Origin of the sequence: Flavobacterium cupriresistens, assembly GCF_020911925.1 — a bacterium.
Classification (GTDB): domain Bacteria; phylum Bacteroidota; class Bacteroidia; order Flavobacteriales; family Flavobacteriaceae; genus Flavobacterium; species Flavobacterium cupriresistens.
This window is the reverse complement of record NZ_CP087134.1, coordinates 5,496,942-5,511,105: the sequence shown is the minus strand read 5'-3', so window position 1 is coordinate 5,511,105 and position 14,164 is coordinate 5,496,942. Positions and strand designations below refer to the sequence as shown.

Below are 14,164 nucleotides of genomic sequence, written 5' to 3'. Positions count from 1 at the left end.
TATGTATGTTACCAGGTTAGACGTTTACAATTTTTGTAATTGTGAATGATCTGATTAATGTTTGAATAAAGTTTTTCCACTATAAATAAGTATACTATATGGAACAAGATTACCAAACAAGACTTTTTGGATACAGAATTATCAGAAAAGGAATAATTTTTTGGAGCCTAATTTTATTTTTCGGCAATCTTATCAGCGTAAAAGCTCAAAATTGTACGGTTAATGCAGGTGTGCTCAATGAAACTATTTGCGCCATAGATCCTATGATGTTGCAAGGAAATAGTCCGGCTCCAATTATTGGTACTGCAAAATGGACACAAATAGGCGGGCCGTCTGTTACCATAACATCTCCAAATTCACCTACAACAACAGTAACCGGATATACTGGTGGAAATACCTATGTTTTTCGTTATTCGGCGATCTGTGGTGACGGTGTTGTGGCTTTTCAGGATAAAACAGTTATTGTCGTACCAATTACGGTAGCCAATGCCGGAGCCAATATCGCTTCGTGTCCTAATTCCACAGGAAGCATTGCTATTTCAGGGAATGCCCCTCAAAACCCGGGAGAAACCGGGCATTGGGAAATAACGGGAGCAAATAATGCAGGTGTTGTTATGAATTTTCCAACATCGGCTACTACAACTTTAACACTGCCAACAACGAGTTGCGGTGTGAGTACATTGACCTGGGTAATTACAGGACCGGAATATTCTCCCGGAAAATTTTGTTCTTCTTCTTCTTCCATAACTGTTACCAATTATGGAGGGGTTACACCAGTTAGCGCAGGATCAGATATTACACTGACGAATTGTTATACGACTACGCAAAATGTGAATTTAAATGGTTCTTTCGGAGGTTGCGGATTAAATGGTCAAATGGGAACCTGGACCTTTGTCAGTGGACCCAACACACCAATAATTGGAAACCCAAATTCGAGTTCAACCAATGTTTCTAATTTACAGGAAGGAACTTATGTTTTAAGATGGACGGTTGTAGGACCTTGTGCATCGGGCAGCGACGAAGTAACTATTACAGTGCCAGCTGCTACACAAGACGTAACCGTACTTCCGGGAGGTACAGAACGTATTTATTTTTGTGATCCTACCATTAATCAGGTGACACTTTCTGCACCGGCGCCTTTGTATGCCGGTGAAACGGTTTTATGGACACAAATTGGTGGTACAACATTACCTCCGGGATCTATACAATCGCCTGCAAGTCCAACAACTTTAGTGACAAATATTTCGGATGCAGGAGATCCTTATACTTTTCGATACACTTTAACAAACTCTAATACAGGCTGTGTTTTTACAAAAGATTATGTGGTAGAATATAAAGAGTCGACGCGAACCATCTCCGTAAATGGTGGAGAAGATCTTTATGGAAATTGTGAGCAAACTCAATTTACGATACCTATTGTGGTAACAGGAACAGGCTATAATCGATATAGAATTTTAGATGGTCCGATTGGTTCTCCGCTTGGTCCATTTCCGACGGCTCCTTTACAAATTGGAGAGACCAGTGTGACTTTGCCGGATTTAACAGTACCGGGTACTTATTCACTGCAATTTGCCAGAACAGAAGATGGAAATTTACCCGTAGGTTGTGATTATGGTTTTGATAGTATAGCGGTTATCGTATCTGCACAGGCTACACCTTCAAATGCGGGATCTGATGTGAGTTTAAATTGCGGTATGACAGCAGCACCTTTGGAAGGGGTTGGTACAACGGCAGAAGGAACTAGTTATTGGACACAATTAAGTGGTCCAAACGAGGCAAATATAGTAGACCATACGGCTCAGAATACCATGGCGACCGGTTTAATTCCGGGAACGTATGAATTTCAATATATTACAAAAGGAGGAGGCTCAAGATGTCCTTTTTCTACTGATAACGTGACTGTTTATGTTTCAAGCGGTATACTTTCAACAGTGAGTGCAGGACCGGATCAAGGTGCGTGTATAAATTCACAGCTTACTATGAATGGTAGCATTCCCGCATCGGGAGAATATGGAATATGGTCTCAGGTTTCCGGCCCCGATGTTATTGTTTTTGCAGATTCAAGTAATCCTACTACTATGGCAACCGGTTTTTTAACGGCAGGAGGGACAAATGTATTGCGATGGACCATAGGTTATTTGCATCCGGGAACAAGTGGTTGTAGTACGCCAATTTCAGATGACATATCAGTATTAACTTCTGTAGATATGGCGGGTACTGTGGCTATGGCGGGTACTGATGCTTGTTATCCGACTAATACAACCACAATAAATTTAAATGCCAATACGCCCGCAGTTGGTGAGCAGGGTACATGGACTGTTAATCCAAGCGCAGGAGTAGTTTTTGCCGATAATCATGACCCTCAGACAGCTGTTACAATTCCCGGTGATGATTTTTATAAATTTATCTGGACGATTACTTTAACCGGTGGTTCTTGCGGCAATTCTTCAGATTCAGTAGAAGTAACCGTTGCTGAAAATCCGGCAACAGCAGGAGCCGGTCCTGATCAAAGTGTTTGTGGTACAACCGTAACCATGGCTGCAACTTTGTCCAGTGGGGCTGTTGGGGTATGGTCAAGAGTTTCCGGTTTTGGTGATTATACAATTAGTAATGTAACAGATCCAAATGCTGTATTTACATTTGAGAGCAGCGGGCCTTATGTTTTTCGTTGGACGGTAACTGCAGGTTCTTGTTCAACAGCATCAGACGATGTTCGAATCTTACTTGGTGTACCACCGCAAGTTGCAAATGCAGGTCCTGATCAGGAAATTTGCAATGGAACTTCAGCAACGATGGCAGGAAGTTCTTATAATGAGTTTTTTGAAGGGGGTGAATGGTCGCTTTTAGCAGGAGCACCCAACATACCCTTGATTGTTGATCCAATGGATCCTAATACGGTAATTAATAATCTGGTAGAAGGAAAATACGTTTTTAGATGGAAGGTAACAAGTACGGAAAACTTTTTATGTCCGATATCATTTGATGATGTTATTATAGAAGTTGCAGCTCCGGCTTCGGCAGGATCTGATGCCACCTATTGTGATGTATCAAGTGTACAGTTGATCGGATCAGAAAATTCCACAGGAACCTGGACCTTAACAAGTGGTAATCCGGTAGGGGTTACTATTACGCAATCACCATCAAACAGTTACGTGGCCAATGCAACAGTGGTTCCGGGAAATACCTATGTCTTTACTTATACTACCAGTACCTATAGTTTTACATCAGGAAATACTTGTCCGGGAAATTCAGATACTGTAACCGTTACCGTAAACAGCGGGGCAAGTGTTCAGCCGGATGCAGGTCCCGATCAAACGATATGTACGACCGATGTTGGGGGCATAATAACTTTAAATGGAAACACAAAACCAATAGACGTAGCTACTTCAGAATGGGAATGGGTATTACAACCCGGCACAAGTGTGGCTAATATTACCGATATTAATGATCCGGGGACACAAGTTACGGGTCTGACAGTACCCGGATTATACATCTTAAAATGGGTATTTAAAAATTCAAACGGAAGCCCGGGCGGAGGAGGAAGCTGTAGAGATTTATCCGATATCGTTCGTATTAATGTATTCCAGGCTCCAAGTCAGGCCGACGCAGGTCCTGACGATACAGTTGCTTGTCAACGAACTTATACAACCAATGCCGTTGCACCTACAGCAGGAATTGGAAGATGGTCTTTTGCAATACCGGCTGATGATCCGTCAGGAGGACAGGCGGTTATTGACAGCCCGAATAATCCACAGACAACTTTATCAAATGTTACAACTTTAGGAACTTACATATTAACTTGGACTGTGACAAACGGACCATTTACCAATCCATCAACATGTCAGCCTTCTGTAGATCAGGTTTCTGTTATTTTTAATGATGTGCCTCCATCTATTGCAAATGCAGGACCGGATAAGGAATTATGTGCGGTGACTCAGACCAATCTGGCTGCAGTTCCTCTGACGCAAGGTGTAGGAACCTGGACGCAAACTCTGGGAACTCTGGCAAATATTGCGTCACCAAATGATCCTGCAACTCTTGTTTTTGGTTTAACAACAGGGGTTTACGAGTTTACCTGGACGGCAGCGACAGCAAATAATGACGGCTGCTCTTCTTCAGATACAATGCGTATTGAGATTTATGAACAACCTATTAATGCCAATGCTGGTCCTGATCAGACTTTACCTCAGTTTGCTCCTGTAACGTTGGGAGCAACTCCGCCTACAGTTGGGCAAGGACAATGGGTTAAGGTTTCAGGAACTTCTTCGGTGGTCTTTAGCGATGTAACTTCTCCAACAACAGCGGTGTCTGGATTAGATGTAGGGACGACCGTTTTTGAGTGGCGTGTTACAAACGGCCCTTGCGCTGTTGCAACGGATCAGGTCAGTATTACTATAATTGCAAACACCGATTTGGAATTGATAAAATCAGTTACCCCAAACAACGTAAATGTGGGTAGCGAGGTAACTTTTATTATAAGTGTTTTTAATAACCCTAGTACAGGAGGAACCGTAGATGCTACAGGTGTAGGCGTAAAAGACCTTTTACCTGACGGGTATACCATAGTTCCCGGTTCTGTTAGCAATGGGGGAGTATATAATATAGGGGATTCTTCTATAAGCTGGTCTAATCTGAATGTTACACTAGGAGCACTCTTAGATCTTACTTTTAAAGCTACAGTAAATGCAACAGGAAATTATGTAAATTCGGCTGAGATTGTTGCTTGTAATCAGTTTGATATTGACAGTACACCAAATAATAATATTCCGACCGAAGACGATCAGGACGATGCTACAATTTCAATACAATCAGCAGATTTATCCTTGCAAAAATCAGTAGTGCCAACATTGGTAAGTATTGGAGATAATGTTGTTTTCACGGTAGTGGTGTCCAATTCAGGTCCAAATAATGCAACCAATGTTTCAGTTAGAGATCAATTGCCTGTTGGATACACGTATGTTAGTGATACCGGAGCAGGAGCTTACAATGATGCTACAGGAATCTGGACTGTCGGAACTTTAAATAACGGAAATTCCGCCACCTTAACCATTACAGCCACCGTAAAAGTAACGACTGTTGTAAATGGATATCAAAATACAGCACAAGTGATAACATCCGATCAAAATGATCCGGACAGTACACCGAATAATAATGTTCCAACTGAAGACGATCAGGATGATGCGACAGTTACCTTGCAAAATGCTGATTTAGAATTAGACAAAACGGTTTCCCCAATTAGTACTACAGCCGGAGGAGTGGTAACCTTTACCTTGGCTCTTACTAATAATGGACCGGGGAATGCTACAGGAGTTGAGATTAAAGATTATCTTCCAAATGGCTACACGCTGGTTTCAGGATCCGTATCAAATGGTGGTACTTACGATGCCGCCAGCAGTACTTTGCTTTGGCAAAATTTAAGCTTAGCGAATGGAGGAGCATTGAATCTTACTTTTGATGCAACGGTTAATGCAACAGGAACTTATGTAAATACAGCGGAAGTTACAAAAAGTGATCTTCCCGATCCTGATAGTACGCCAAACAATAATATTCCAACTGAGGACGATCAGGATGATGCTACGATTGTAATAGAATCAGCCGATTTATCGTTACAAAAAACGGTAGTACCAACTATTGTGAGTATTGGAGATAATGTGGTTTTCACAGTAGTAGTAACCAATTCCGGACCAAATAATGCAACGAATGTTTCGGTTAGAGATCAACTGCCTGTTGGGTATACTTATGTGAGTGATACCGGAGCAGGAGCTTATAATGATGCTACAGGAATCTGGACTGTCGGAAATTTAAATAATGGAAATTCCGCCACCTTAACCATTACAGCAACCGTAAAAACAACGACTGTTGTAAATGGTTATCAAAATATCGCACAAGTTATAACATCCGATCAAAATGATCCGGATAGTACACCGAATAATAATGTTCCAACCGAAGACGATCAGGATGATGCTACGGTTACCTTACAAGTTGCCGATTTAGAATTAGCAAAAACGGTTTCTCCAATTAGTACTACAGCCGGAGGAGTGGTAACCTTTACATTAGCTCTTACTAATAATGGGCCAGGGAATGCGACGGGAGTTGAGATTAAAGATTATCTTCCAAATGGTTACACACTGGTTGCAGGATCCGCATCAAATGGTGGTACTTACGATGCCGCCAGCAGTACTTTGCTTTGGCAAAATTTAAGCTTAACTAATGGTGGAGCATTGAATCTTACTTTTGATGCAACGGTTAATGCAACAGGAACTTATGTAAATACAGCGGAAGTTACCAAGAGTGATCTTCCCGATCCTGATAGTACACCAAACAATAATATTCCAACCGAAGACGATCAGGATGATGCTACGGTTGTAATAGAATCAGCCGATTTATCATTGCAAAAAACGGTAGTACCAACTATTGTGAGTATTGGAGATAATGTGGTTTTCACGGTAGTAGTAACCAATTCCGGACCAAATAATGCAACCAATGTTTCGGTTAGAGATCAACTGCCTGTCGGGTATACTTATGTGAGCGATACCGGAGCAGGAGCTTACAATGGTGCTACAGGAATCTGGACTGTCGGAACTTTAAACAATGGAAATTCCGCCACCTTAACCATTACAGCAACCGTAAAAACAACGACTGTTGCAAATGGCTATCAAAATACAGCGCAAGTGATAACATCCGATCAAAACGATCCTGACAGTACACCAAATAATAATGTTACTACAGAAGACGATCAGGATGATGCGACAGTTACCTTGCAAAATGCTGATTTAGAATTAGAAAAAACAGTCGCTCCAACAAGTGTGACAGTAGGTGGAGTGGTAACCTTTACCTTGGCTCTTACTAACAAAGGACCGGGAAATGCGACGGGAGTTGACATTAAAGATTACCTTCCAAATGGATATACACTGGTTTCAGGATCCGTATCAAATGGAGGTACTTATGATGCCGCCAGCAGTACTTTGCTTTGGCAAAATTTAAGCTTAGCGAATGGCGGAGCTTTGAATCTTACTTTTGATGCAACAGCAAATGCAACAGGGACTTATGTAAATACAGCTGAGGTTACGAAGAGTGATCTTCCGGATCCCGACAGTACACCAAATAATGATGATGGAGATCAAAGCGAAGATGATGAATCTGCCGCAACGATTACCATTTTGCCTAATATGGTAGATTTGTCCTTAACCAAAACAGTAGTGAATAATACTTTAACGCCACTGGTAGGCTCTCAGATTTCTTTTGAAATCAGAGTAAACAATAGCAGTCTAAATACGGCTACCGGTGTTCAGGTAAAAGACAAAATTCCAACAGGATATAGTTATGTTTTATTTAGCTCGACTTCCGGTACTTACAATGATACTACAGGAGTTTGGGATGTTGGAGTAGTTAATCCCGGAACAACAGAAATTTTACTATTGACGGTAAATGTAAATGCTACAGGCGATTATCTTAACATTGCGGAAGTAACAGCATGTGATCAGCCCGATATTGATAGTACACCAAATAATGGCGTAACAACAGAAGATGATTATGACACCGCAATTGTGGCACCAGTTTCACTTGCCGCCGACTTATCTCTAACCAAAACAATTGTCGGAGGAAATACAACACCATTAGTAGGTTCACAAATCTCATTCGAAGTAATAGTAACCAACGGAGGCCCACAAGATGCGACCGGAGTTCAGGTTACCGATAAACTTCCGACGGGTTATACGTATGCGATTTCGAACACCTCAGCAGGTACCTATGATGCCAGTAGCGGAGTTTGGGATATTGGTGGATTGCCAAAAGGAGAATCAGAAACATTAGTAATTACCGCAACCGTAAATGCTACAGGTGATTATCTTAATATTGCTGAAGTTACCGCAAGTGATTTGCCGGATCCTGATAGTACACCAAATAACGGAATTGTAACAGAAGACGATTATGGAAGTGTTACGATAACGCCAATTGCTACGGTTGCCGATCTTTCTTTAACCAAAACAATTGTCGGAGGAAATACAACACCATTAGTAGGCTCACAAATTTCATTCGAAGTAATAGTGACCAATGACGGACCTCAGGACACAACCGGAGTTCAGGTTGTTGATAAACTTCCTACCGGTTATATGTATGTCAGTTCAACTCTTTCGGCAGGTACTTATAATCCTACCAACGGATTATGGAATATTGGAGGTTTGCCAAACGGACAATCGCAAACTTTAACAATAACAGCAACTGTAAACGCAACAGGGGATTACCTTAATATCGCTGAAGTGACGGCAAGTAGTTTACCGGACCCTGACAGTACACCAAATAATGGTAACGTAACAGAAGACGATTATGGAAGTGTTACGATAACGCCAATTGCTACGGTTGCCGATCTTTCTTTAACCAAAACAATTGTAGGAGGGAACACAACACCATTAGTAGGCTCACAAATTTCATTCGAAGTAATAGTGACTAATGGAGGTCCACAAGATGTTACGGGAGTTCAGGTAACGGATAAACTTCCTACTGGTTATACTTATGCCAATGCAACCCCTTCAGCAGGGACTTATGATGCGACTACCGGATTCTGGAACATAGGAGGTCTGCCAAACGGACAATCGGAAACATTAGTAATTACCGCAACGGTAAATGCAGCAGGCGATTATCTTAATATTGCTGAAGTAACCGCAAGCAGTTTACCCGATCCAGACAGTACACCGAATAACGGAGTTGTAACAGAAGACGATTACGGAAGTGTTACTATAATTCCGGTTGCTGCAAGGGCCGATTTATCTTTAGCAAAAACAATTGTAGGAGGAAATACTTCGCCATTATTTGGTTCGCAGGTTTCTTTTGAAATAGTGGTAACCAATAGCGGGCCTCAGGATGCAACAGGAGTTCAGGTTACGGAATCGCTTCCTACAGGTTACACTTTTGCTAGCGCAACTCCTTCTGCAGGGACTTACAATGCCGGTAACGGAGTATGGAATGTTGGAGGATTGCCAAATGGACAATCGCAAACTTTAACTATAACAGCAACCGTAAATGCAACAGGTAATTATACTAATGTTGCCGAAGTTACCGCCAGCAGCTTACCAGATCCTGACAGTACACCAAATAATGGTGATATAACAGAAGATGATTATGCAAATGTTGTCGTAACACCGGTTTCAGGTGTTGCCGATTTATCGTTAACCAAAACGATTGTTGGAGGAAATACCACAGCACTAGTTGGTTCAGAAGTTACTTTTGAAGTAATAGTAACCAATAGTGGTCCGCAAGATGTAACGGGAGTTCAGGTAGGGGATAAACTTCCAACCGGATTTACTTATACGCGTTCCAGTATTTCAACAGGAACATACGATGCGACTACGGGAATTTGGAATGTTGGAGGCTTAATCAACGGTAAATCCGAAACCTTAACGGTAAGCGGAACAGTAAATGCAACAGGTGATTACCTCAACATAGCTGAAGTTACCGCAAGTAGTTTACCTGATCCAGATAGTACACCAAATAATGGTGACGCAACAGAAGACGATTACGGAAGCGTGACGGTAACGCCAACAAGTTTAGCTGCCGATTTATCGTTAACCAAAACAATTGTTGGAGGAAATACCACAGCATTGGTGGGTTCAGAAGTTACTTTTGAAGTGATAGTAACCAATAGTGGTCCACAAGATGTAACGGGAGTTCAGGTAGGGGATAAACTTCCAACTGGATTTACCTATACGCGTTCGAGTATTTCAACAGGAACCTATGATGCGACTACCGGAATCTGGAATATTGGAGGTTTAATAAACGGCAAATCCGAAACCTTAACGGTAAGCGGAACAGTAAATGCTACAGGTGATTACCTTAATATTGCTGAAGTTACCGCAAGCAGCTTACCGGATCCTGACAGTACACCAAATAATGGTGACGCAACAGAAGACGATTACGGAAGTGTAACGGTAATGCCAACTAGTTTAGCTGCCGATTTATCGTTAACCAAAACGATTGTTGGAGGAAATACCACAGCATTGGTGGGTTCAGAAGTTACTTTTGAAGTGATAGTAACCAATAGTGGTCCACAAGATGTGACCGGAGTTCAGGTAGGGGATAAACTTCCAACTGGATTTACTTATACGCGTTCGAGTATTTCTACAGGAACATACGATGCGACGACCGGAGTTTGGAATGTTGGAGGCTTAATAAACGGTAAATCCGAAACTTTAACGGTAAGTGGAACAGTAAATGCAACAGGGGATTATCTTAATATCGCCGAGGTTACCGCCAGCAGTTTACCTGATCCTGACAGTACACCAAATAATGGTGACGCAACAGAAGACGATTACGGAAGTGTAACCGTAACGCCAATAAGTTTAGCTGCCGATTTATCGTTGACCAAAACAATTGTTGGAGGAAATACAACAGCACTAGTTGGTTCAGAAGTTACTTTTGAAGTGATAGTAACCAATAGTGGCCCACAAGATGTGACGGGAGTTCAGGTAGGGGATAAACTTCCAACAGGGTTTACTTATACGCGTTCGAGTATTTCAACAGGAACATATGACGCCACTACCGGAGTTTGGAATGTTGGAGGATTAATAAACGGAAAATCAGAAACCTTAACGGTAAGCGGAACAGTAAATGCAACAGGGGATTACCTCAACATTGCCGAAGTTACTGCAAGTAGTTTACCTGATCCTGATAGTACACCAAATAATGGAATTGTAACAGAAGACGATTATGGAAGCGTAACGGTAACACCAACAAGTTTAGCTGCCGATTTATCGTTGACTAAAACCATAGTTGGAGGAAATACAACAGCACTGGTTGGTTCAGAAGTTACTTTTGAAGTGATAGTAACCAATAGTGGTCCGCAAGATGTAACGGGAGTTCAGGTAACGGATAAACTTCCAACCGGATTTACCTATACGCGTTCCAGTATTTCTACAGGAACATACGATGCGACTACAGGAATCTGGAATGTGGGAGGCTTAATAAACGGCAAATCAGAAACCTTAACAGTAAGCGGAACAGTAAATGCAACAGGGGATTACCTCAACATTGCCGAAGTTACCGCAAGTAGTTTACCGGATCCGGATAGTACACCAAATAATGGAGTTACAACAGAAGACGATTACGGAAGCGTAACGGTAACACCAACTAATTTAGCTGCCGATTTATCGTTGACCAAAACGATTGTTGGAGGAAATACAACAGCACTGGTGGGTTCAGAAGTTACTTTTGAAGTAATAGTGACTAATAGTGGTCCACAAGATGTGACGGGAGTTCAGGTAGGGGATAAACTTCCAACCGGATTTACCTATACGCGTTCGAGTATTTCAACAGGAACATACGATGCGACTACCGGAATTTGGAATGTTGGAGGATTAATAAACGGCAAATCCGAAACCTTAACGGTAAGTGGAACAGTAAATGCAACAGGTGATTATCTTAATATCGCTGAGGTTACCGCCAGCAGTTTACCTGATCCTGACAGTACACCAAATAATGGTGATGCAACAGAAGATGATTACGGAAGCGTAACCGTAACGCCAACAAGTTTAGCTGCCGATTTATCGTTGACTAAAACAATTGTTGGAGGAAATACAACAGCACTAGTTGGTTCAGAAGTTACTTTTGAAGTAATAGTAACCAATAGTGGTCCACAAGATGTGACGGGAGTTCAGGTAGGGGATAAACTTCCAGCCGGATTTACCTATACGCGTTCGAGTATTTCTACAGGAACATACGATGCGACTACCGGAGTTTGGAATGTTGGAGGCTTAATAAACGGTAAATCAGAAACCTTAACGGTAAGCGGAACAGTAAATGCAACAGGTGATTACCTCAACATTGCCGAAGTTACGGCAAGTAGTTTACCGGATCCTGATAGTACACCAAATAACGGAATTGCAACAGAAGACGATTATGGAAGTGTAACGGTAACGCCAACAAGTTTAGCTGCCGATTTAGCATTGACCAAAACATTGATAGGCGGTAATACCAGTCCGGCATATGGAACCTCAGTAACCTTTCAGATTACAGTAAACAATAAAGGACCACAAGGGGCTGGAAAAGTACAGGTGACAGACAAGCTACCGAGCGGTTATACCTATGTTGTATTTAGTTCTACTGCTGGAGTTTATAACGAAGTAACCGGAATTTGGGATGTTGGAGCAATTGCCAATGGAGCTTCAGAAACTTTATTGATAACTGCAATCGTAAATACTACAGGAGACTACCGCAATACAGCCGAAGTATTTTCTTCAGATTTGCCGGATCCTAACAGTACGCCAAACAATGGAGTGGTAACAGAAGACGATATAAGTTCTGTGATTCTGACTCCGGTTAATACTATTGCCGATTTGTCACTTGAAAAATTGGTAGTAGATGATATGCTGACTCCTTTAGTAGGCTCTCAGATTACATTCCAAATTACATTGATGAATTCAGGACCAAACATTGCTACGGGTGTTGAAGTAAAAGACCTGTTACCTGCTGGGTATACCTTTGTTTTCTACAATGCAAGTTCCGGTTCGTACAATAGAACGACAGGTATTTGGAATCCGGGGATTGTACTTCCAAACAGTAGTCAAACCTTGCTGATAAATGTTTTGGTTAATGCTCCGACAGGTACAGTTGATGAATACTTGAACATTACAGAAGTTACAGCAGCAGACGATTTTGACCCTGACAGTACACCAAATAATGGTATCACGACAGAAGACGATTACGACAGTATATCGGTAACGCCAATTATTGTGATGGCAGATTTATCTATAGAAAAAACAATTATCGGAAATCAAAAACCAAATGTGGGGGATATCGTTACATTCCAGGTTAAAGTCAAAAATGACGGACCAGGAAATGCGATAGGCGTTGAAGTAAAAGACCTGCTTCCTTCCGGATTTGCTTATATGATGCACAGTGCAACAAGCGGAACCTACACCTTCGCAGACGGAAGATGGAATGTAGGATCAATTCTCAATGGCAACGAGCAGATTTTATTAATTAATGCTACCGTTAAACCTGCGACAGGAGCTGCAAACGAATATTTAAACATCACAGAAGTTACAGCAAGCGCATTACCGGATCCTGATAGTACACCGAATAATGGTGTTACAACAGAAGACGATTATGACAGCATCCTGGTAGATGTACAATTGGCGAATCTGAGTTTAGAAAAAATGGTTAGTAATGTAAAAGCGAATGTTAATGAAGTTGTAACCTTTACAGTTCAGGTTAATAATGCAGGTCCGGTAGTGGCAACCGGCGTTGCCGTCGAAGATTTACTGCCAATAGGGTATAGTAACATTACTAATATCACCGGTGGAGGTATCTACAGCGGATTTAGAATCACCTGGTCTAATTTGCAAATTCCACTGAGTGGCTTGACCTTAACGTTTCAGGCAACAGTTGAAACACCAAACGGTCTAAAAGATTCCGATTATGTAAATACAGCGCAGGTTACAGCCAGTGATCAATTTGATCCAAACAGTACACCTGATAATGACGATGGAGATCAAAGTGAAGACGATGAAGACAATGCCTTTATCGAATCGCCAAAAACCGATATCGCGATTATAAAAACGGTCGATGCAACAGATCCTCCAATTGATGCGTTAATCAATTTTACGATTACAGCAGATAACATTGGAAGTCTAAAAGCAACAAATCTAGAAGTACAGGATATTTTACCTACAGGCTATCAATTTGTATCGTCGTCAACAAGTTCAGGAACTTTTGATGCCGGAACCGGAATCTGGAAAATACCTGCTGTTGATGTTAATTCAGTTCAGACTTTAACCTTAAAAGTAAAAGTACGTGACGTTAAAGACTATTTAAACACAGCAAAATTAGTAGCCTTAGATCAAATAGATACGAATGCTTCCAACAATCAAAGCAGTGCTACGATTGAACCGGCCTGTTTAAAAATCCACAATGAGTTTTCTCCTAATGACGATGGTGTCAACGATGTATTCTATATAGATTGTATCGCCAACTATCCTAACAATGTACTTGAAATTTACAATAGATGGGGGAATTTGATTTATACACAACAGGGATATAAAAATACCTGGGACGGAACTGCCGACGGATCTTCAAAATTACTACCGGTCGGAACCTATTTCTATATTCTGGATCTGGGAGACGGAACGCCAAAAACATCAGGCTGGTTGTATTTAAAACGATAAGTAGTAAG

1 protein-coding gene is annotated in these 14,164 nt (G+C 41.5%); it reads left to right on the top strand.

The window, feature by feature from the left end; translation table 11 throughout:
- Positions 1-98 precede the first annotated feature (98 nt).
- The gene (locus LNP23_RS21785; protein WP_230002867.1) at positions 99-14,156 is read left to right on the top strand and encodes a PKD domain-containing protein; all 14,058 of its coding nucleotides are present in this window, start codon (positions 99-101) and stop codon (positions 14,154-14,156) included.
- Positions 14,157-14,164 lie beyond the last annotated feature (8 nt).